Raw genomic sequence first — 20469 nt, 5'->3', positions numbered from 1 at the left:
CGCTTCCTCAGGCGTGGGCAATGGCGACGGCCGGGATGGACGCCTGCGCGGAGCGGCCGGAGATGACGGTCATCCACACGTTCCACGCCATCACCAGCATTCCGGCCAGATACAGCAGGCCGCCGGCCAGCCGCACCACGTAGAACGGGAAGGTGGCCTTCACGCTCTCCACGAAGGTGTAGGTGAGCGTGCCGTCGGGGTTGATGGCGCGCCACATCAGGCCCTGCATCACGCCGGCGATCCACATGGCGGCGATGTACAGCACGATGCCGATGGTGGCCATCCAGAAGTGCGCCTCGATGGCCTTCGCGCTGAACATGGCAGTGCGGCCGTACATCCGCGGAATCAGGTAGTACAGCGAGCCCATCGTGATGAAGCCCACCCAGCCCAGCGCGCCGGAGTGCACGTGGCCGACGGTCCAGTCGGTGTAGTGGCTCAGGGCATTGACCGTCTTGATCGACATCATCGGGCCCTCGAAGGTCGACATGCCGTAGAACGACAGCGCCACGATCAGGAAGCGCAGGATCGGGTCCGTGCGCAGCTTGTACCAGGCGCCCGAGAGCGTCATCACGCCGTTGATCATTCCGCCCCAGCTCGGCGCGAGCAGGATCAGTGAGAACACCATGCCCAGCGACTGCGTCCAGTCCGGCAGCGCCGTGTAGTGCAGGTGGTGCGGGCCGGCCCACATGTAGGTGAAGATCAGCGCCCAGAAGTGGACGATCGAGAGCCGGTACGAATACACCGGCCGGCCGGCCTGCTTGGGGATGTAGTAGTACATCATCCCGAGGAAGCCCGCGGTGAGGAAGAAGCCCACCGCGTTGTGGCCGTACCACCACTGCACCATGGCGTCCTGTACGCCGGCATAGGCCGAGTAGCTCTTCATCCAGCCCGCCGGAATCTCGGCGCTGTTGACGATGTGCAGCAGCGCCACCGCGATGATGAAGGCGCCGTAGAACCAGTTGGCCACGTAGATGTGGCGCACCTTGCGGATGCCGATGGTGCCGAAGAACACCACCGCATAGGCCACCCACACCACCGCGATCAGGATGTCGATGGGCCATTCGAGCTCGGCGTATTCCTTGCCCGTGGTGTAGCCCAGCGGCAGGCTGATGGCGGCGGCCACGATCACGGCCTGCCAGCCCCAGAACACGAACGACGCGAGCGCCGGCGCGAACAGCCGGACCTGGCAGGTGCGCTGCACCACGTGGAAGCTGGTGGCCATGAGCGCGCAGCCGCCGAACGCGAAGATCACCGCGTTGGTGTGCAGCGGCCGCAGGCGGCCGTAGCTGAGCCACGGGATGCCGAGGCTGAATTCGGGCCAGGTGAGCTCGGTGGCGATGATCACGCCGACGAGCATGCCGACCACGCCCCAGACCACGGACATGAGGGCGAACTGCCGTACGGCGGTGTCGTCGTAGATCGCTGCGGGAGGATTGGGTTCTTGCATCGTGCTGCCTCTTGATGGACTGCGGGCAGTGTCCCCGCGCCCTCTTCCCGAGGATTTGATGCAGATCAATCGCCGCGCAGGATGCGGTCGCCCTCGATCTCGATGTCGTCGAACTGGCCGCGCTCGATGGCCCAGCACAGCCCGCCGAGGATGGCGAGCACGAGCACGACCGACAGCGGAATCAACAGGAAGAGGACGTCCATCAGCGCACCGCCTTGCCGTCTGCCCCGCCATGCGAAGCCGCGAGCCGCGCCGCGTTGAGCACCACCACCAGCGAACTCGCGGCCATGCCCAGCCCGGCCAGCCAGGCGGGCAGCCAGCCCGCGACGGCCAGCGGCACGCACAGCGCGTTGTAGCCGGCCGCCCATGCAAGGTTCTGCCGCACCACGCGCAGCGTTCGCCGCGCCTGCGCGATGGTGCGCGGAATGGCCGCGAGCGCATCGCCCGGCACCACGAAATCGGCCCGTGCGCGCGACAGCGGCACGGCGCTTCCGAAGGCGAAGGACGCGTTCGCGCGCGCCAGCGAAGGCCCGTCGTTCAGGCCGTCGCCCACCATCGCCACCTGACGGCCCTCCGCCTGCAGGCGCCACAGGACCTCGAGCTTGTCTTCGGGCGTGCAGCTGCCCTGGGCGAATTCGATGCCGGCGCGCGCGGCGATCTCCCGCGCGGCGCTGTCGCGGTCGCCCGACAGCAGGCGCACCGTGACTCCTTCGGCCTGCAGGGCCGCCACGGCGGCGGCGGCGTCCGGGCGCAGCTCCTCGGCCAGCACGAAGCTCGCGATCCAGCCCTGCTCGTCGCTCAGGTGCACCTGCGGCGCCTCGACCTGCAGCGGCGCCACGCTGCAATGGCTCGCCGAGCCCAGCCGCACGCGCCGCGCCGGGCCATCGCCGGCGGCGCTCCGGCGCAGCAGGCCTTCGAGCCCGAGGCCGGCCAGTTCGGACGGCTGCGTCACCTCCCAGGCGGGTGGCGAGCGGAACTGCGCATTCCACGCATTCACCAGCGCACGCGCGCCCGGATGCAGCGAGTGCGCGCCGAGCGCGGCGCCGATCTCGAGCGCATCGCCCGGGCGCAAACCCTGGCGGCAGTACACGCGTTCGAGGCGCGGCGTGTCGCCGGTCAGCGTGCCCGTCTTGTCGAAGATCACCGTATCGACCGAGGCCAGCGCCTCCAGCGCCTGCAGGTTGGACGTCAGCACGCCGCCGCGCGCCAGTGCGCCCGCGCTCGCAAGCATCGCGGCTGGCGTTGCGAGCGAGAGCGCGCACGGGCAGGTCACGATCAGCACCGCCACCGCCACCATCAGCGCGCGGCCCGAGTCGGCATGCCACCAGAAGGCCGCGGCGCCGGCAGCCGACACCAGCACCAGCACGAGAAACGGCCGCGCGATGCGGTCGGCCAGCTGGGCCAGGCGCGGCTTGCTGAGCGCGGCGCTTTCCATCAGCCGCACGATCTGCGCGAAGCGCGTGCCCTCGCCCACCGATTCGATGCGTACCTGCACGGTCGCCGACAGGTTGTGGCTGCCCGCCAGCACGCGCTCGCCGCGCGCCCGCGCCACGGGGCGGGATTCGCCGGTCAGCAGCGCCTCGTCGGTGCTGGTGCCGCCGTCGATCAGCACGCCGTCGGCCGGAAAGGCCTCGCCCGGGCGCACCCGCACGACGTCGCCCACGGCCAGGCGCCGCACCGCCACGCGCTGCCAACTGCCATCGGCTCCGAGCCGCTCGACGCCGTCGGGCAGGCGGTTCATCACGGCCTCGAGCGAGCCGGCCGTGCGGTCGCGCAGCCGTGCCTCGAGCCAGCGGCCCGTGAGCAGGAAGAAGACGAACATGGTCAGCGAGTCGAAATAGACCTCGTGGCCCAGCGCGCCCGCGCTGTCGAAGGTGGCCGCGGTGCTGACCGCGAACGCAATGGCGATGCCGAAGGCGACCGGCACGTCCATGCCGATGCGTGCATGGCGAAGATCGCGCCACGCGCTGCGAAAGAACGGCCCGCAGGAGAAGAACAGCACCGGCAGCGTCAGCACCCAGGAGGCCCAGCGAAGCAGCTGGGCGGCGTCCGGCGTCATTTCTCCGGGCTGCGCGATGTAGGCCGGATAGGCATACATCATCACCTGCATCATGCAGAAGCCCGACACCAGCCAGCGCCAGAGCGCGAGCCGCAGCTCGCGCGAACGGCGCTCGCGTGCGGAGCTGTCGGCGGCGGGCACCAGCCGGTAGCCGGCAGCCTCGGAAGCCTCGAACCAGCGCGAAGGCCGCGTCTGCGCGGCGGACCACACTACACGCGCGCGCTGGCTCGCGGCGTTCACCTGCACCTGGAGCACGCCCGCCACGCGCAGCAGCGCCGCCTCCACGGCGAGGCCGCAGCCCGCGCAGTGCATGCCTTCTACCGCCACCTGCGATTCCCAGCGCCCCGTGCCGGCATCGCCGCCATCGAGCGCATGGCCGAACGCGGGCCATTCGGCGGGATCGTCGAGCACCTGCCACGCTTCACGGGGTGCCCGTGGGAGCGCGGCGGCCGGGGAGAAAGAGGCGAGCGCGGCTTGCATCGGGCAAGGCTAAGCGTCCGCGAGGCGCGCGCATTTGATCTGCATCAAGGGGCGCGGGTGGCCGCCTGCCTATGCTCGCGGCACACACTTTCCCGGAGAGAAAACCATGTACAAGCGCATTCTCGTGGCTACTGACGGCTCCACGCTTTCGAAGAAGGCGGTCACGAGCGCGATCGCCCTCGCGAGCCGGCACGACGCCGACCTCGTGGCGCTCACCGTGGTGCCGCGCTACCCCAAGAGCTACTTCGACGGCGCGATGTCCTTCTCGCCCGAGGACATCGCCCGGGTCGAAAAGCAGTGGGACGACAAGGCGCAGGGCATGCTCGACGCCGTGGCAGCGCGCGCGGCGGCCAGCGGCGTGCCGTTGAAGACGGCCATTGCAAATTCGGACCTGGTGGCCGAATCGATCGTCGCCGCCGCGAAGAAGCACAAGTGCGACCTGATCGTCATGGCCTCGCACGGCCGCAAGGGCATCAAGCGGCTGCTGCTGGGCAGCGAGACGCAGCACGTGCTGACGCACTCCAGCCTGCCGGTGCTGGTGCTGCGCTGACCGCGCGGCGCGCTTGCTTCAGGCGGCCTGCATCGACCCCGCACCGAGCGCGTCGTTCTCGGCTTCGCTGAGCCAGCGCCGCTTGTCGCGCAGCGGCGGTGCGCCGAACATGCGGCTGTACTCGCGCGCGAACTGCGACGGGCTCTCGTAGCCGACGCTGTGCGCCGCGCTCGACACGTCGGCGCCGGCCATCAGCATCTGGCGGCGCGCTTCCTGCAGGCGCAGCTGCTTCTGGTACTGCAGCGGGCTCATGGCCGTCACGGCCTTGAAGTGATGGTGGAACGACGACACGCTCATGTGCACCGCGCGCGCCATGTCCTCGATCCGCAGCGACTGCGAATAGTTGATGCGCAGCGCGCTGATGGCCTTGGCGATGCGCTGGGTGTGGCTGTCCTGCAGCGCGATCTGCCGCAGCCGCGCGCCCTCCCCGTTCACCAGCAGGCGGTACATGATCTCGCGCTTGATGAGCGGCGCCATGATCGGCACGTCCTCGGGCGACTCGACCAGCCGCAGCAGCCGCAGCACCGGCTCCAGCACCGGCATGCCGATGCGGTTGACGTACATGCCGCGCGAGGCGGGCGCATTGGCCTTCGCGGGCAGCTTCTCGTCGCCGATGAGCTTGCCGATCTCGTCGATTGCCAGTTCCAGCCGCAGGCCCAGGTAGGGCTCGTTGTCGCTCGTCAGGCGCACCTGTCCGCACACCGGCAGGTCGACCGAGGTCACCAGGTAGTGCATCGGGTCGTACACATAGATGTCGTCGCCCACGATGATCCGCTTGGAGCCCTGGGCGATCAGCCCGAGCGCCGGGGTCGCGAAGGCGTGCTTGGGGCCGTCGGGCTTGCTGATGCAGTACACCTGCAGCCCGGCCACCGGCGTTTCCACGGTGCCGTCCCGGCCGCGCGTGATGCGGTTGATCAGCGCCACCAGTTCCTTCCTGGCTTCGTCGAGTTCGGGCTCCAGCGGCATCGGCTGGGCAATGGCGGCGGCGATTTCGGGTGTTTCTTGGGGCATGTTCGGGGGCCTTGTCACGGGTGGGGCCGCAGCGGCGGCCGGCGTGGAGGATCGGGTGGTTCAAAGCTTAGCGCCGCTCCCATGGATCTGCACGGTCCGAACAGGAGGTCTGGAGAAATAGGCAAGGACTTTGCAGGAACGCACTCGCCATGCCCGGCGCCGCGGCCGGATACTTTTGCGCATGGCGGGGGCTTTCCGGCCCTCTTCTCGTGCCACCCACCCAAAGGACACCTCTCATGCAGTACCGCAAATTCGGCCGCACCGGCCTGTTCGTTTCCGAACTCTGCCTCGGCACCATGACCTTCGGCGGCGCCAGTGGCATCTGGGGCCAGATCGGCAACCTCCAGCAGTCCGAGGCGGAAGGCCTGGTCGGCCGCGCGCTCGACGCCGGCATCAACTTCATCGACACCGCCGACGTGTACTCCGAAGGCCTTTCGGAAACCATCACCGGGCAGGCGCTGAAGAACCTCAAGGTGCCGCGCGAGAACGTGGTGGTCGCCACCAAGGTATTCGGCGAAACCGGAAAGACCGCCAATGCGGCCGGCGCCTCGCGCTACCACATCATGGACGGCGTGAAGGCCAGCCTCAGGCGCCTGCAGCTGGACCACATCGACCTCTACCAGATCCACGGCTTCGACCCGGTCACGCCCATCGAGGAAACCGTGCGCGCGCTGGACAACCTGGTGCAGCAGGGCCATGTGCGCTACGTGGGCGTTTCCAACTGGGCGGCCTGGCAGATCATGAAGGCGCTGGGCATCGCCGAGCGCCAGGGGCTCGCGCGCTTCGAATCGCTGCAGGCCTACTACACCATCGCGGGCCGCGACCTGGAGCGCGAACTGGCGCCGATGCTGCACAGCGAAGGCCTCGGCCTGATGGTCTGGAGCCCGCTGGCGGGCGGCCTGCTGAGCGGCAAGTACGGCCGTGGCACCGAAGCCGAAGAAGGCAGCCGCCGCACCAGCTTCGACTTTCCGCCCGTGAACGTCGAGCGTGCCTATGACTGCATCGACCTGATGCGCCAGCTGGCCGAAGCGCGCAAGGTGTCGGTGGCGCAGATCGCGCTCGCGTGGCTGCTGCACCAGCCGGTGGTGACCAGCGTGATCGTCGGCGCCAAGCGCGTCGCACAGCTGGACGACAACATTGCCGCCACCGCGATCCGGCTCTCCGCCGATGAGCTGGCCGCGCTCGGCAAGGTGAGCGCCCTGCCCTCCGAGTACCCGGGCTGGATGCTCGAGCGCCAGGGCGGCGCGCGGGCGAAGCGGCTGGCCGAATCAGGCCAGCGCGGCTGAGAGGCTGAGCTCGGCCGGCGCCGCCGAGTGGCTGAATTCGGCCAGCTCCGCCGACCGGTGTGCGGCGTAGGCCGCGGTGGCGCGCAATGCGCGCAGGTCGATGTGCCGCGCGGCGCTTGCCGCCGAGGGTTCGGCCAGGTGCGGCACCACGCCGAGCAAGGGCGCACCGAGCCGGCCGCGCAGCGTCTGGAGATTGGCTTCGGGCGCCAGCATCTCCGGCTCGATGGTGCTCGCGATCCACCCCGCCAGCATGAGCCCGCGCGCGCGGATCGCTTCCGCCGTGAGCAGCGCGTGGTTCAGGCAGCCCAGGCGCAGCCCGACCACCAGGATCACCGGCAGTTCCAGCGCCACGGCCAGGTCGGCGCTGTCGATGTCGTCGCCGAACGGCACGCAGAAGCCGCCCACGCCTTCGACCACCACCGCGTCGGCCTGTTCCGACAACGCCGCGAAGGCCGACAGCAGCAGCGGCAATTCGATGCGCACGCCCTCTTCCCTTGCCGCAAGGTGCGGCGACATCGGCGCGCGCAGCAGGTACGGGCAGCGCAAGGCCAATGGCGCATCGACATTGCCGGCTGCGTGCAGCTGCTCGACGTCATCGTTGCGCCAGGCGCCATCGACGAGTTCCAGTCCCGCGGCCACCGGCTTCATGCCGACAGCGCGCAGGCCCGAGGCGGCCAGCAGGCTCAGCATTGCGCTGCTGGCCAGCGTCTTGCCGACGCCCGTGTCGGTGCCCGCGACGAACCAGCGGCGACGTGTCATTGGTGCACCCGGCGCAGCGCTCATGCTGCCTTCTTCCACGGCTGCGCCAGTGCTTCACCCAGGGCGTCGAGCAGCCGTGCCACGTCGTCCTCCGAGTGGCTGGCCGACAGCGTGATCCGCAGCCGCGCGGTGCCGGCGGGCACGGTCGGCGGGCGGATCGCGCCGACGCGCAAACCGTGGGCGTCGAGCTGCGCCATCGTCTGCATCGCGCGTGCGTTGTCGCCGACGATCAGCGGCTGGATCGCGGTGGGCGAATCGGGCAGCCAGGCACTGCCGTCCGCCGGCAGGATCGCCTCGAGGCCGCGGCGCAGCTGGGCGATGCGCGCCTGCAAATGGGCGCGGCGCACATGGCCTTCCTCGCCTTCGATCAGCGCAAGGCTCGCGAGCAGCGCATGCGCGATGGCCGGTGGCGCGGCCGTGGTGAAGATGTACGGCCGCGCCCGCTGAACCAGATAGTCGATGACGGTGCGGTGCGCCGCCACGAACGCGCCCGACACCCCGGCCGCCTTGCCGAGCGTGCCGATGAGCACCAGCCGCTCCGAGCGCAGGCCCGTGGCCTGCAGCACGCCCCGGCCCGTGGCGCCGAGCACGCCGAAGCCGTGCGCATCGTCCAGCACCAGCCAGGCGTCGTGGCGCTCGGCCAGCGCGAGCAGTTCGGCCACCGGCGCGATGTTGCCGTCCATGCTGAAGACCGCATCGCTCACGATCAGCTTGACCGGTGCATCGCAGGCGCCGAGCTGCGCATCGAGCGCGGCCGCGTCGCAATGCGGGTAGCGTTCGACCCGCGCCTTGGCCAGCCGTGCCCCGTCGATCAGCGATGCATGGTTGAGCGACTCCGAAAAGATCACCGCCTCCGCACCGCCGAGCGCCGACAGCACCGCGAGGTTGGCCATGTAGCCGGTGCAGAAGAAGAGGCTCTGCGCCTCCGGGATGAACGGCGCCATCCAGCCGGCCAGCCGCTCCTCGAGCTCGGCGTGCGCGCGCGAGTGGCCGAGGATCAGGTGCGACCCGCCGCTGCCCGTGCCGTAGCGCGCCGCGCCTTCGGCCAGCGCGGCGGCCAGTGCCGGATGCGCGGCAAGGCCGAGGTAGTCGTTGCTGCTGAAGCCGAGCATGGTGCGTGGCGCGCTCGCATCGGCCAGCGTCAGCGATTGCGCAGGTGCGCAGGCGGTTTCGGCGATCTGCCGGCGGCGGCGCAGCGCCTCAGCATCGAGCGCGGCGATCTCGTCCTGCAGGCGTTCAAGCAAGCGCGGCATCGCGGCCTCCTTCATCTGCGTGGCCGGGGACGGCCACCGCTTCCAATGTGGCCAGGGTGCCGTCGACCAGCCGGTCGATGTCGTCGTCGCCGATCGCATAGGGCGGCATGAGGTAAACGGTCGTACCGATCGGGCGCATCAGCAGTCCGTTGGCCCGTGCGGCAAGGTGAAAGCGCTCCGCGAACCGGGCGCCGGGCTCGCGCACGTCGAAGGCCGTGATCATTCCGCGCTGGCGCAGGTGATCGACGGGCATGCCGTGCAGCCCCTTGCGCAAGCGGCCGATCAACCGCTCGGCGCGGGTGCGGTTGCGGCGCAGCGCGTCCTCGCGCTCGAACAGGTCGAGCGTTGCCAGCGCCGCGCGGCAGGCCAGCGCATTGCCGGTGTAGGAATGGGAATGCAGGAAGCTGCGCGCCACGTCGTCGTCGACGAAGCCCTGGTAGATCGCATCGCGGGTCATCACCAGCGCCAGCGGCAGGTAGCCGCCGCTGATGCCCTTGGAAAGGCAAAGGAAGTCGGGCCAGATGCCGGCCTGCTCGCACGCGAAGAAGCTGCCGGTGCGCCCGCAACCCACCGCAATCTCGTCGGCGATGAGGTGCACGCCGTAGCGGTCGCACAGTGCGCGCACGAGGCGCAGGTATTCGGGATCGTGCATCGCCATGCCGGTGGCGCATTGCACCAGCGGCTCGACGATCACGGCGGCGATCGATGCATGCCGTTCGGCCAGCAGCGCTTCGAGCTCGGCCGCGGCGCGCCGCGACACGGCGGCGGCGTCCTCGCCCGGCCCTGCGGCCCGGGCGTCGGGCGACGCGACGAGGTGCGCATTCGCGAGCAGCGGCGCGTAGGCGTCGCGGAACACCGGCACGTCGGTCACATGCAGCGCGCCCAGCGTTTCGCCGTGGTAGCCCTGCCGCAGCGCGACGAAGTTCTGCTTGCCGCTGCGGCCCGCATTGCGCCACGCATGAAAGCTCATCTTCAGCGCGATCTCCACCGCCGAGGCGCCGTCCGAGGCATAGAAGCAATGGCCCAGCGCATGGCCGGTCAGCGCGGCAAGCCGCTCGGCGAGCTCGACGGCCGGCGCGTGCGTGCAGCCCGCGAGCATCACGTGCGAGAGCGTGTCGAGCTGGTCTTTCAGCGCCGCATTGATGGCCGGGTGCGCATGGCCGAAGAGGTTGACCCACCATGAGCTCGTCGCGTCGAGGTAGCGGCGGCCGTCGTGGTCGAACAGCCAGACACCCTCGCCCCGCGCGATCGGCAGCGGCGGCACCGCTTCGAGCCGGATGCTCTGCGTGCACGGATGCCAGACGTGGCGCCGGCTGCGCTGCTGCCAGCCGGCGTTTTTCGATGCTGCGGGCATCGAGGGAGAAGCAATCGTTGGCGGCATCCGCGCATTCCTTTGGGGCAAGGCGCGGGATCGTATCGGCGCAAATACGGCGCGGCAAACCGCCGGTGCGGGTATAGGAATCCCCGCACTTGAACGACGTTGGCCGGGATAGGACACGCGTTCGGCTCAACCTCGTGCAACAGGGCCGCTTCATGTGCGGAGGCCGGCCCGGGAGGCGAATGCAAGTTGTCTTGCAGGCGACAAAGATAACTACGGAATATCGAGTTCTCACCTCTTAAGAGGTACCCATTCTTGTGATCGGACAGTCTGGTGGCCGATCTCGACTACCGGCACACGCGAGGCCCTGCAGCGCGCTCCGGCGTTGTGCGCATGAGGCTTGGACGACGCCCGCGGTGGGCCAATTCCGACACCGGCGGGCATGCGGCGCGCGGACAAATAAATGTCCATCCATTCATTCATTCGAAGGAGCAGACCATGTCCAAGTCGAACCCCAACACGCCCGACGAGCGTGGTTCGTTGCCTCTCCAGCACAACAAGGCCGGCCACCAGAGCCCGACACCGCGCAACGAGCCGCGCCGCACCACAGAGAGCCGCCACGACCGCGAAAGCCACGTCGGCGGCAGCAACCAGAGCCAGTCCCGGCGCGGTGGCGGCGGTTCCGCGCATTGAGGGCGGTGGCCGCCTGGGGCATACCGGAGCCGGCAACATGTCCCATCGCAACGAGGCCACAGCCGCGCTGAAGACGCTCAGCGTGGCGACCGATGCCTGCCGCGAATGCCCGCTGGGGGCGCATGCCACCCAGTGCGAGAAGCTCTACGTGACCAATGCGGTGAAGCATTTCAAGTACGAGATGGAACTCGTGCAGCCGCGCGCCTGCATCGCGCTTGGCGCCACGGCCGCGCGTTCATTGCTCGGCCGCCCGGTTGCGGTGCTGAAGGAGCGCGGCCAGTGGATCGAGGAGGCGCAGACAGCCCGCCGCGGAAAAGCCCGCGGCCAGGCGCGCCGCAAGTCATGCGCGCCGCCGCGTGCGCATGGTGATGGAATAGCGCAGCGCCTCGGTCGGCGCAATGCTGTGCTGCCAGGCCCAGCGTGCTTCGCCGCGCAGCATGTAGATGGAGCGTGGCTCGATCAGCAATTGCAGGCTCGCAGGCGCGGCAGCGCTGGCCGGCGGATAGGGCCGCAGCTGCATCACCGCGTCGCCCTGCAGCGAAACGCCCACGATGTCTTCGAAGTCCGGCACGTCGCGATGCCAGCCGAGCGGCGTGCCGGGCCGGTATTCGGAGATCAGCACGTGGGCGAAATCCTCGGGCGCCATGCCCATCCATGCGGCCACCCGCGCGCGCAGCGGGTGAAGCGCGGGCGGCATGGCAGCGCCGGGACGCAACTGGTGCCTGTCGAAGTCGTAGCTGCCGCCAAAGCTGATGCCGCGGCGGCGCGCGGTGTATGCCTTGTAGCGCATCTCCCGCAGTTCGAAGCCCTGCACGAGGCGAAGCAGCTCGGCTTCCTCGGCGCGCGTGAGGAATTCGCGCTCGTAGCGCAGGCCTTCGATGGCGGCGGCGGGCGCCTCGCCGAACAGGTCGGGCTCGTCAGCGAACTGGATGTGCCTGGCGGAGCGCATCGAGGTTCTCTCCTTCGCCCGCGTGCACCGGGCCGCCCAGGCGCAGCTCCCACCAGGGCGGCAGCAGCTGCCGGATCTCGGCGCGCGCAAAGCGGTCGTCCAGCAGGTGCAGCACGCCGCTGTCCTGCTCGGTGCGGATGACGCGGCCGGCCGCCTGCACCACCTTTTGCAGGCCGGGATAGAGGTAGGTGTATTCGTAGCCCTTGCCGAAGCGCGCCTGCATGCGCTCGCGCGTGATCTCGTTGAGCGCGTTGTGCTGCGGCAGGCCCAGGCTCGCCACGAAGGCGCCGATCAGCCGGCTGCCGGGCAGGTCGATGCCTTCGCCGAACGCACCGCCGAGCACGGCAAAGCCGATGCCCTGGCCGCCCTCCTCGAAGCGCGCGAGAAAACCGTGGCGATCGGCCTCGGCCATGCCGCGCGTCTGGACCCACACGGGCACGCCGGGGTGCCTGGCCAGGAAGGCCGCGCAGGCTTTTTCGAGATAGTCGAAGCTGCTGAAGAACGCGAGGTAGTTGCCCGGCATGCGCTCGAACTGGGCGCCGATGATTCCGGCCACGCGAGCGAGCGAGCCCGCGCGGTCGCGAAAGCGCGTCGACACGTTCATGGCCACCTCCACGCGCAGCTGCTGGCTGCGAAATGGCGAGGCCACGTCGAGCAGCTGGGTCTCCGGCGGCAGCCCGAGCGCGTCGCGATAGAACTCGAAGGGCGACAAGGTGCCGGAAAAACAGGTGACCGATGCGGCCTCCGCGAAGCGCGGATCGAGGAACGGCGCCGGCACCAGGTTGCGGATGGCCAGGCTGCGCTGCTGCTGGTCGTGCGCGGGGCCCAGCGTGCGCTCGAAGATGGAGTGGTCGTCGAAGGCATCGGCCAGCCGGGCGAACTGCAGCGCATCGAAGAAGAAGCGCTGCAGCGGCCCCTGCGCCGCGTCGGGCGTGGCCGCGAAGTGCTCGCCCATGGCCGTGTTGGCGGCCTGCAGGGCGCGCGCGAAGCGCTCGGGAATTTCGTCGGCGGTGTCGTAGGGCTCGGCCTGCGCCTGCTGCGCCGTGTCCCATTCGCGGTAAAGCCGGCCGAGCGCGCCGCGCACCGAGGCTGGCGCCACGCGGTGGGCCTCTTCCAGCGCGAGGCCGTCGAGCCGCGCCGTGTACATGCCGCGCGCACGTTCCAGCAGGTTGTGCGCCTCGTCGACCAGCACCGCCGCGCGCCATTCGGCGTCCTTCATGGTGGCGTAGAGAAAGGCGCTGCCGTCGAAGTAGTAGTTGTAGTCGCCCACGATCACGTCGCACCAGTGCGCCATTTCCTGCGCGAGGAAATAGGGGCACACAGTGTGCGTCAGCGCAATTGACCGAAGCGTTTGCCGGTCGAGCCTGGCGGCCTGCGCGGCTTCTTCGCGCGCGGCGGGCAGGCGGTCGTAGAAGCCCTTGGCGAGCGGGCAGGCATCGCCATTGCAGGCCCGGTCGGGGTATTCGCAGACCTTTTCGCGCGCGGTCAGTTCGAGCACCCGCACCTGCGCGCAATTTGTGCCCAGCACGCCGAAGGCCTCCAGCGCCACGGCGCGGCCCGAGGTCTTGGCGGTGAGAAAGAAGATCTTGTCGATCTTGCGCGCGGCCCGCGCCTTCAGCAGCGGAAAGATGGTGGCCAGCGTCTTGCCGATGCCGGTGGGCGCCTGCGCCATCAGGCAGCGCGCGTTCACGGCGGCGCGGTAGACGGCCTCGGCCAGTTCGCGCTGGCCGGGCCGGAACGAGCCGTGTGGAAATTCAAGCCGGCCGAGCGCGTGGCCCAGCGCTGCATGATGCGCGGCCTCGCTCTGCGCCCAGGCGCTGTAGCGCGCGCACAGGCGCTCGAAATGCGCCTGCAGCGCGGCCCGTGTGTGCGGCTCTTCCAGCACGGTTTCCTCGCCGGTGCCGAGGTCCAGGTACACCAGCGCCACGGTGATGTGTTCATAACCGTGCATCTCGCAGAGCATCCAGCCGTAGCAGCGGGCCTGGGCCCAGTGCAGCGCCCGGTGGTTGCCGCGGATGGCGTCGAAGTCGCCGCGGAAGGTCTTGATCTCCTCGACGCGGGGTTCGCGCGGGTCATGCCCGTCGGCACGGCCGCGCACCTGGAGCGCATCGCAGCGGGAGACCAGCGGCACCTCGCTTTCATAGCCGTCGCCGCGCCGGCCTTGCACGAGCGCATGGCCGGCCATGCCTTCGAGCGCGCTGGGCGCGGGCACGAAGCGCAGGTCGAGGTCGCCGGCCTTGGCACCGAAGGCGCACAGAGCCTTCACGGAAACGGTGCGAGCATCGGGCGCCTCTTCTGGCGACTGGATGGAAAGGTCCATGGCCACGGTTGATGCTGTATAAAACAACAGTATAGCGACCGCACCGCTGCAAAACGGTATCGGGGCCTTCTCTGACACCCGGTGCTTCGGAATTCGGCAAAACTTCAAAAGTTTTGCTTACAAATCTTGTTCGAATGAAAACGCCGACCGCGATCGACCCCGACGACTTCGACCGCCTGCTGAGCCGCAACCTCAAGTGGCCCCTGCTTGGCGGCCTCGTCGGCGCCCTGGTGTTCGTCAGCCTGATCGTGTTCCTGCTGATCACCATCAGCCGGGTCGAGCACACCGACCGCGTGACGCGCAGTGCCAGCGATCTGCAGCGCCGCAGCATCGACATGGAAACGGGCCTGCGCGGTTTCCTGATCACCGGCGAGGAGAGCTTTCTCGAGCCCTACCAGAGCGCGCTGCCGAAGATCAGGAGCGACACCGCCGCGCTCCGCGAAATGGTGCTGGACAACCGGCAGCAGGCCGATCGGATCGAGCGCATCGCGACGCTGCAGGATGCCTGGAATGGATTCGCGCAGGAGCTGATCGCCCTGCGCCGCGCCGGCGGCAACTACCAGCAGGCGATGCGGCAAGCCCGGGGCAACCAGCTGCGCGACGACATGCGCGCCGAGTTCGCGGCCTTCATTGACACCGAGGAGGGCCTGCGCTACCAGCGCAATGAAGAGGTCAACCGCACGGCCTGGCTGGTGGTGGCCGTGTTCCTGCTGTTCACGCTGGTGTTCACCGGCATGGTGGCCTACTTCGGCCGCCGGCAGCTCGTGCGGCTTTCGAACAGCTACGACGCGGTGCTGCGGGACCAGGCCGCGCATGCCGAGCGGCTGGCGCAGCAGGCCTGGCTGCGCAGCGCGCAGACCGAACTGGTGGGCGAACTGGTGGGCGAACTGAACGCCAACGACCTGGGCCGCAAGGTCCTGGCCTTCTTCTCGCGGCACCTGGGCAGCGCGGTCGGCGCGCTGTACGTGCGCGAGCGGCATGGCACGCTGCGCCGCGCCGCGAGCTATGGCTTCTCGATGGAAGCCGAGGCTTCGCCGCAGGTGTTCTCACCGACCCAGAGCCTGGTCGGGCAGGCGGCCGCCGAACGGCGCCGCATGCTGGTCGAGCCGATCCAGGCCAGCTACCTGAAGGTCAATTCGGGCCTGGGCGAGATGGCGCCCGCGGCGGTGCTGCTGGTACCCGTGTCGAGCGACGGCATCGTGAACGGCGTGGTCGAACTCGGCCTGCCGGGAGTGCCCGATGCGCGGACCAACGAATTGCTCGACCTGGTGGCCGAGGACATCGGCGATTCCCTCGCAGCAGCGCGTTACCGCGAGCAGCTGCAGGACGCGCTGGCCGAAACGCAGCAGCTGAACGAGGAACTGCAGGTGCAGCAGGAAGAGCTGCGCACCGCCAACGAGGAGCTCGAGGAGCAGTCGCGCGCGCTGCGGGCTTCGCAGGCCATGCTGGAGAACCAGCAGGCCGAACTGGAGCAGACCAACAGCCAGCTCTCCGAGCGCACCGAGGCGCTCGACCAGCGCAATGCGGCCCTGCGCCGCGTGCAGCGCGACCTGGAAGACCGCGCCGACGAACTGCAGCGCGCCAGCCGCTACAAGTCGCAGTTCCTGGCCAACATGTCGCACGAGCTGCGCACGCCCCTCAACAGCGCGCTCATCCTGGCCAAGCTGCTCGCCGACAACCCGCAGGGCAACCTGAGCCCCGAGCAGGTGAAGTTCGCGGAGTCGATCTACTCGTCGGGCAACGACCTGCTGGTGCTGATCAACGACATCCTCGACATTTCCAAGGTCGAGGCCGGCAAGCTCGAAGTGGTGGTCGAGGAGGTGGCGCTCGACATGCTCGCGCAGAGCCTGGAGAGCGCCTTCAGGCCGCTGGCTGCCGAGAAGCGGCTGGCCTTCCGCCTGGAGATGCAGCCCGGCACGCCCGCCACGCTGGCCACCGACCGCCACCGCGTCGAGCAGATACTGAAGAACCTGCTCTCCAATGCGATCAAGTTCACCAGCAGCGGCGAGGTGGCGCTCACGGTCTCGGCGGCTGCGAACGGCGGCGCGGTCTTCGCGGTGAGCGATTCGGGCATCGGCATTGCGCCCGAGCAGCAGGGTCTGATCTTCGAAGCCTTCCAGCAAGCCGACGGCACCACCAGCCGCCGCTATGGCGGCACCGGCCTGGGACTTTCCATTTCGCGCGATCTCACGCGCCTTCTGGGCGGCACGCTCACGCTGCAAAGCCAGTCCGGACGGGGCAGCACCTTCACGCTGCAGCTGCCGGCCGCGGCGCCGCAAGCCGGGCAACAGGCAGCTCAGGCGCCTGCCCCTGCGCCCGCAAAGTCCGCCGCGGCGCGCACGCCCTTCCCTGCCGCGCCTGCCGCTCCCGCGGCACCGGTGCCCCCCGCTGCCGTGCCGCCGCCGTCCTTTGCAGACGACCGCATGCTGCCGCCCGACCAGGTGCGCCAGGTGCTCGTGATCGAGGACGAGCCGCAGTTCGCGCACATCCTCTACGACCTGGCGCACGAGCTCGGCTACCGCTGCCTGGTCGCCCATGGCGCGGCCGACGGCTTCGAGCTGGCGCACCAGTTCCTGCCCGATGCCATCCTGCTCGACATGCGCCTTCCCGACAGCACCGGGCTTGGCCTGCTGCAGCGCCTGAAGGATTCGCCGCAGACGCGCCACATCCCGATCCACGTGGTCTCGGCCGCCGACGACGCGCAGGCCGCCGCCCTGCACATGGGCGCCATCGGCTATGCGCAGAAGCCGGCCACGCGCGCCGAGCTGATGCAGGTGTTCGCCCGGCTCGAGGAAAAGCTCACGCAGAAGGTCAAGGCCGTGCTGCTGGTCGAGGACGATGGGCTGCAGCGCGAAAGCGTGATCCGGCTGATCGGCGACGAAGACATCGAGATCGCCGCCGTGGGCTCCGGCGAAGAGGCGCTCGAACTGCTGCGCAGGCGCGTCTTCGACTGCATGATCACCGACCTGCACCTGCCCGACATGCAGGGCGGCGAGCTGCTCAAGCGCATGGCGTCGGAGGAAATCGTCTCGTTCCCGCCGGTGATCGTCTACACCGGGCGCAACCTCACGCGGGGCGAGGAAGCCGAGCTGCAGCGCTATTCGCGCTCCATCATCATCAAGGGCGCGCGCTCGCCCGAACGCCTGCTGGACGAGGTCACGCTGTTCCTGCACAAGGTCGAGGCCGAGCTGTCCAGCGAGCGCCAGGGCATGCTGAAGGCGGCGCGCGGGCGCGACCGCATCTTCGAGGGCCGCACCATCCTTTTGGTGGACGACGACGTGCGCAACCTCTTCGCGCTCACGAGCGCGCTGGAGCAGCGCGGCGCGGCGGTCGAGATCGGCCGCAACGGCCGCGAGGCGCTCCAGAAGCTCGACCAGGCGCGCGAGATCGACCTGGTGCTGATGGACGTGATGATGCCGGAGATGGACGGCCTGGAGGCCACCCGCCGGCTGCGCGCGGACCCGCGCTTCGAGAAGCTGCCCGTGATCGCCATCACCGCCAAGGCCATGAAGGACGACCGCGAGCAGTGCCTGGCCGCGGGCGCCAGCGACTACCTGGCCAAGCCTGTGGATTTGGAGCGCCTGTTCTCGCTTCTGCGCGTGTGGATGCCCAAAATGGAGCGGCTGTGAACCGCAATGCCGCATCCCTGCCCCTGACATCCGCGTTGAGCAACACGGAGATCGAGCTGCGGCTGCTGATGGAAGCCATCTACCTGCGCTACAGCTACGACTTCCGCAACTACACCGTGGCTTCGCAGAAGCGCCGCGTGCTGCACGCGCTGGCGCAGCTCGGGCTGCCGAGCATCTCGGCATTGCAGGAGAAGGTGCTGCGCGATCCGCTGCTGTTCGGCCGGCTGCTCGAGTACCTGACGATTCCCGTGAGCGAGATGTTCCGCGACCCGGCCTACTTCCTGGCGCTGCGCCGGCACGTGGTGCCGATCCTGCACACCTACGCATCGCTCAAGGTGTGGGTGGCGGGCTGCAGCACCGGCGAGGAAGTGTTTTCGCTGGCCATCCTGCTGCGCGAGGAAGGCCTGCTCTCCCGCACGCAGATCTATGCCACAGACATCAACCCCGCCTCGCTCGAGAAGGCGCGCCAGGGCATCTTCCCGATCGAATCGGTCCGCGGCTACACGGCCAACTACCAGCGCGCCGGCGGACGCAGCTCCTTCTCCGACTACTACACCGCGGCCTACGACGCCGCGCGCTTCGACCCGGCGCTGTGCGCCGACGTCATCTTTGCCGACCACAGCCTGGCGACCGACAGCGTCTTTGCCGAGACGCAGCTCGTGTCGTGCCGCAACGTGCTCATCTATTTCAACCGCGAGCTGCAGGACCGCGCGCTCGGCCTCTTCCACGAGTCGCTCTGCCACCGCGGCTTCCTGGGCCTGGGCGCGAAGGAAAGCATCGACTTCTCGAGCTACGCCGAGCGCTTCGACGCCCATTCGCAGCCGGAGCGCATCTACCGCAAGGCCACATGAAGCCGAATGCTCTCCCATCCCCTGCGCGGCGCGTCGAAGCCGTGGTGGTCGGTGCGTCCGCGGGCGGCATCGAGGCGCTGCTGGCGCTGCTGCACGGCATTCCGCCGCCGTGGCGGCTTCCGGTGGTGGTCGTCCTGCACCTGCCCGAAGGCCACCAGAGCCACCTGGCCGAGATTTTTGCCGAGCGGCTGCACATGCCGGTGCACGAGGCCGCCGACAAGATGCCGGTCGCGCCCGACAGCCTGTATTTCGCGCCGCCCGGCTATCACCTGTCGATCGAGCGCGATCGATGCTTTTCGCTCAGCTGCGAGCCGCCCGTGCACTTTTCGCGGCCGTCGATCGACGTGCTGATGGCCTCGGCCGCCGATGCCTACGGCCCCGCGCTCGCCGGGTTCCTGCTCACGGGCGCGAACGACGACGGCGCTGAAGGCCTCTTGCGCATTCACATGGCCGGCGGCATCACCGCCGTCCAGGACCCGGAGGAAGCCCAGATTCCCACCATGCCCCGGGCAGCCATTGCCCGCCATTGCCCCGACCACGTGCTTGCCTTGCGCGAGCTTCGCACATTGCTGCTGCAACTGGAGTCCGCCCATGCCCATTGACGTCGAAAGCAAGCTGCTGATCGTCGATGACCTGCCCGAGAACCTTCTTGCGCTCGAGGCCCTGATTCGCGGCCCGGGGCGTGCGGTGTACCGTGCGGCCTCGGCCGAGGAGGCGCTTGCGCTGCTGCTGGACCACGAGTTCGCGCTGGCCATTCTCGATGTGCAGATGCCCGGCATGAACGGCTTCGAGCTGGCCGAGCTGATGCGCGGCACCGAGCGCACGCGGCACATCCCGATCATCTTCGTGACGGCGGCGGGCCGCGATTCGAACTACGCCTTCCAGGGCTACGAAAGCGGCGCGGTCGACTTCCTGTACAAGCCGCTCGATCCGCACGCCGTTACCGGCAAGGTCAACGTGTTCGTCGACCTGCATTGCCACCGAAAGGCGTTGCGGCACGAAAGGGACGCGCTCGCGGTGGCCAACCAGAAGCAGGAAGAACTGGTGCAGCAGCTGCGCCACACGCAGCACGAACTCGAACGCGCGGTGCGCATGCGCGATGACTTCATGTCGATGGTCTCGCACGAGCTGCGCACGCCGCTCAACACCCTGTACCTCGAAGCGCAATTGCGCCAGGTCCAGGTGTCCAGGGGGAAGCTGGAGTCATTTGCCGCGGATCGCCTGCCCGCCATGATCGAGCGCGACCAGCGGCAGATCCGCAACATGGTGCGGCTGATCGACGACATGCTCGACGTCACGCGCCTGCGAAGGGATGCGCTGTCGATCCAGCCCAAGCCGGTCGATCTTGCCGCGCTTGCGCGGGCCGTGGTGGAAGGCCTCAGGCAGCAGGCCGAGGCCGCAGGCTCGCCCATCGCACTGGAAGCTCCGCGCGAGCTGCACGGCGTGTGGGACGAGTTCCGCATCGAGCAGGTGCTGACCAACCTGCTGACCAACGCGCTGCGCTACGGCGGCGGCAAGCCCGTGGAGATGATGCTGTACGAGCGGGTCGGCACCGCGCACATCACCGTGCGAGACCAGGGCATCGGCATTGCGCCCGAAGACCAGGAGCGCATCTTCGAGCAGTTCGAACGCACCGACCACAGCCGCAAGCACGCGCCCGGGCTGGGCCTCGGGCTCTACATCACGCGCAAGATCGTGGGCCTGCACGGCGGGCGCATCGAGGTGGAGAGCCGGCCCGGCGAAGGCTCGCTGTTCCACGTCGAACTGCCGATGGAGGCCGCCGCGAAGACTGCGACGCAAGTGCGGGCGTAGGCGCCCTCCTACTGCGCGGGAAGCGATTGGCCGGGATACTGGGCGGATACAA

General features: G+C 69.0%; 16 protein-coding genes. 7 read left to right on the top strand and 9 right to left on the bottom strand.

Annotated features, from left to right (window positions below; genetic code table 11):
• Positions 1-7: 7 nt before the first annotated feature.
• The 3 genes from ccoN to EJO66_RS16665 all read right to left on the bottom strand — a co-directional run bounded on the left by ccoN (position 8) and on the right by EJO66_RS16665 (position 3986).
• On the bottom strand, positions 8-1447 hold the full coding sequence (ccoN, locus tag EJO66_RS16675; RefSeq protein WP_125965640.1) for a cytochrome-c oxidase, cbb3-type subunit I: 1440 nt from the start codon (positions 1445-1447) through the stop codon (positions 8-10).
• 65 nt (positions 1448-1512) lie between these two features.
• Positions 1513-1650 carry a cbb3-type cytochrome oxidase assembly protein CcoS gene (ccoS, locus tag EJO66_RS16670; RefSeq protein WP_124959673.1) on the bottom strand — a complete coding sequence of 46 codons (138 nt, stop codon included), beginning with the start codon at positions 1648-1650 and terminating at the stop codon, positions 1513-1515.
• Entirely contained in the window at positions 1650-3986 is a 2337-nt protein-coding gene (locus EJO66_RS16665; RefSeq protein ID WP_124959672.1) for a heavy metal translocating P-type ATPase, read from the bottom strand. Before EJO66_RS16665 ends, ccoS begins: the two co-directional genes overlap by 1 nt.
• 106 nt (positions 3987-4092) lie before the next feature.
• Here EJO66_RS16665 and EJO66_RS16660 point away from each other — a divergent pair, with 106 nt between their 5' ends.
• Positions 4093-4536: a universal stress protein gene (locus tag EJO66_RS16660; RefSeq protein ID WP_124959671.1), complete on the top strand. Its 444-nt coding sequence runs from the start codon at positions 4093-4095 to the stop codon at positions 4534-4536.
• Positions 4537-4554: 18 nt separating this feature from the next.
• Here EJO66_RS16660 and EJO66_RS16655 read toward each other — a convergent pair whose 3' ends face one another.
• Positions 4555-5547, bottom strand: coding sequence for an AraC family transcriptional regulator (locus EJO66_RS16655; RefSeq protein ID WP_124959670.1), 993 nt, complete (start codon positions 5545-5547; stop codon positions 4555-4557).
• A 236-nt stretch (positions 5548-5783) separates the two neighbouring features.
• On the opposite strand from EJO66_RS16655, the gene EJO66_RS16650 reads away from it, so the two are divergent.
• Complete coding sequence (locus EJO66_RS16650; protein ID WP_125965639.1) at positions 5784-6833, top strand: aldo/keto reductase; 1050 nt, start codon at positions 5784-5786, stop codon at positions 6831-6833.
• On the opposite strand, the gene bioD is transcribed toward EJO66_RS16650, so the two are convergent.
• Genes bioD through bioA form a run of 3 tightly spaced genes read right to left on the bottom strand, consistent with a single transcriptional unit; the run spans position 6816 to position 10226 of the window.
• Positions 6816-7592: a dethiobiotin synthase gene (bioD, locus tag EJO66_RS16645; protein WP_240648588.1), complete on the bottom strand. Its 777-nt coding sequence runs from the start codon at positions 7590-7592 to the stop codon at positions 6816-6818. The two genes, EJO66_RS16650 and bioD, sit on opposite strands and share 18 nt — an antisense overlap.
• A gap of 20 nt (positions 7593-7612) precedes the next feature.
• Positions 7613-8845: an 8-amino-7-oxononanoate synthase gene (gene bioF, locus EJO66_RS16640; RefSeq protein WP_125965637.1), complete on the bottom strand. Its 1233-nt coding sequence runs from the start codon at positions 8843-8845 to the stop codon at positions 7613-7615.
• Positions 8829-10226, bottom strand: a complete 1398-nt coding sequence (gene bioA / locus EJO66_RS16635) for an adenosylmethionine--8-amino-7-oxononanoate transaminase (protein WP_125965636.1) — start codon at positions 10224-10226, stop codon at positions 8829-8831. Before bioA ends, bioF begins: the two co-directional genes overlap by 17 nt.
• A 435-nt stretch (positions 10227-10661) precedes the next feature.
• Between bioA and EJO66_RS16630 the strand changes: the two genes are divergently transcribed.
• Complete coding sequence (locus EJO66_RS16630) at positions 10662-10856, top strand: hypothetical protein (RefSeq protein ID WP_124959665.1); 195 nt, start codon at positions 10662-10664, stop codon at positions 10854-10856.
• A 340-nt stretch (positions 10857-11196) separates the two neighbouring features.
• Here the strand turns inward: EJO66_RS16630 and EJO66_RS16620 are convergent, their stop codons facing one another.
• A complete protein-coding gene (locus EJO66_RS16620) occupies positions 11197-11805 on the bottom strand; it encodes an alpha-ketoglutarate-dependent dioxygenase AlkB (RefSeq protein WP_125965635.1) in 609 nt (202 codons plus the stop codon).
• Positions 11774-14125 carry a helicase C-terminal domain-containing protein gene (locus EJO66_RS16615; RefSeq protein ID WP_125965634.1) on the bottom strand — a complete coding sequence of 784 codons (2352 nt, stop codon included), beginning with the start codon at positions 14123-14125 and terminating at the stop codon, positions 11774-11776. The genes EJO66_RS16620 and EJO66_RS16615 overlap by 32 nt, the downstream gene beginning before the upstream one ends.
• A gap of 134 nt (positions 14126-14259) precedes the next feature.
• Here EJO66_RS16615 and EJO66_RS16610 point away from each other — a divergent pair, with 134 nt between their 5' ends.
• The 4 genes from EJO66_RS16610 to EJO66_RS16595 are packed head-to-tail and all read left to right on the top strand — an operon-like array spanning position 14260 to position 20417.
• Complete coding sequence (locus EJO66_RS16610) at positions 14260-17754, top strand: response regulator (protein ID WP_125965633.1); 3495 nt, start codon at positions 14260-14262, stop codon at positions 17752-17754.
• Complete coding sequence (locus EJO66_RS16605; protein WP_125965632.1) at positions 17751-18605, top strand: CheR family methyltransferase; 855 nt, start codon at positions 17751-17753, stop codon at positions 18603-18605. Before EJO66_RS16610 ends, EJO66_RS16605 begins: the two co-directional genes overlap by 4 nt.
• A complete protein-coding gene (locus EJO66_RS16600; protein WP_124959660.1) occupies positions 18602-19207 on the top strand; it encodes a chemotaxis protein CheB in 606 nt (201 codons plus the stop codon). Before EJO66_RS16605 ends, EJO66_RS16600 begins: the two co-directional genes overlap by 4 nt.
• On the top strand, positions 19197-20417 hold the full coding sequence (locus tag EJO66_RS16595; protein ID WP_125965631.1) for a hybrid sensor histidine kinase/response regulator: 1221 nt from the start codon (positions 19197-19199) through the stop codon (positions 20415-20417). The genes EJO66_RS16600 and EJO66_RS16595 overlap by 11 nt, the downstream gene beginning before the upstream one ends.
• Positions 20418-20469: the final 52 nt, after the last annotated feature.

Origin of the sequence: Variovorax beijingensis (assembly GCF_003951285.1) — a bacterium.
Taxonomy (GTDB): Bacteria; Pseudomonadota; Gammaproteobacteria; order Burkholderiales; family Burkholderiaceae_C; genus Variovorax; species Variovorax beijingensis.
This window is presented reverse-complemented; position numbering and strand designations above follow the sequence as displayed.

Excerpts from the sequence above, each read along its gene's own strand:
- ccoN (WP_125965640.1), bottom strand. The coding sequence starts at position 1,447 with ATGCAAGAACCCAATCCTCCCGCAGCGATCTACGACGACACCGCCGTA.
- ccoS (WP_124959673.1), bottom strand. The coding sequence starts at position 1,650 with ATGGACGTCCTCTTCCTGTTGATTCCGCTGTCGGTCGTGCTCGTGCTC.
- EJO66_RS16665 (WP_124959672.1), bottom strand. The coding sequence starts at position 3,986 with ATGCAAGCCGCGCTCGCCTCTTTCTCCCCGGCCGCCGCGCTCCCACGG.
- EJO66_RS16660 (WP_124959671.1), top strand. The coding sequence starts at position 4,093 with ATGTACAAGCGCATTCTCGTGGCTACTGACGGCTCCACGCTTTCGAAG.
- EJO66_RS16655 (WP_124959670.1), bottom strand. The coding sequence starts at position 5,547 with ATGCCCCAAGAAACACCCGAAATCGCCGCCGCCATTGCCCAGCCGATG.
- EJO66_RS16650 (WP_125965639.1), top strand. The coding sequence starts at position 5,784 with ATGCAGTACCGCAAATTCGGCCGCACCGGCCTGTTCGTTTCCGAACTC.
- bioD (WP_240648588.1), bottom strand. The coding sequence starts at position 7,592 with ATGACACGTCGCCGCTGGTTCGTCGCGGGCACCGACACGGGCGTCGGC.
- bioF (WP_125965637.1), bottom strand. The coding sequence starts at position 8,845 with ATGCCGCGCTTGCTTGAACGCCTGCAGGACGAGATCGCCGCGCTCGAT.
- bioA (WP_125965636.1), bottom strand. The coding sequence starts at position 10,226 with ATGCCGCCAACGATTGCTTCTCCCTCGATGCCCGCAGCATCGAAAAAC.
- EJO66_RS16630 (WP_124959665.1), top strand. The coding sequence starts at position 10,662 with ATGTCCAAGTCGAACCCCAACACGCCCGACGAGCGTGGTTCGTTGCCT.
- EJO66_RS16620 (WP_125965635.1), bottom strand. The coding sequence starts at position 11,805 with ATGCGCTCCGCCAGGCACATCCAGTTCGCTGACGAGCCCGACCTGTTC.
- EJO66_RS16615 (WP_125965634.1), bottom strand. The coding sequence starts at position 14,125 with ATGGACCTTTCCATCCAGTCGCCAGAAGAGGCGCCCGATGCTCGCACC.
- EJO66_RS16610 (WP_125965633.1), top strand. The coding sequence starts at position 14,260 with ATGAAAACGCCGACCGCGATCGACCCCGACGACTTCGACCGCCTGCTG.
- EJO66_RS16600 (WP_124959660.1), top strand. The coding sequence starts at position 18,602 with ATGAAGCCGAATGCTCTCCCATCCCCTGCGCGGCGCGTCGAAGCCGTG.
- EJO66_RS16595 (WP_125965631.1), top strand. The coding sequence starts at position 19,197 with ATGCCCATTGACGTCGAAAGCAAGCTGCTGATCGTCGATGACCTGCCC.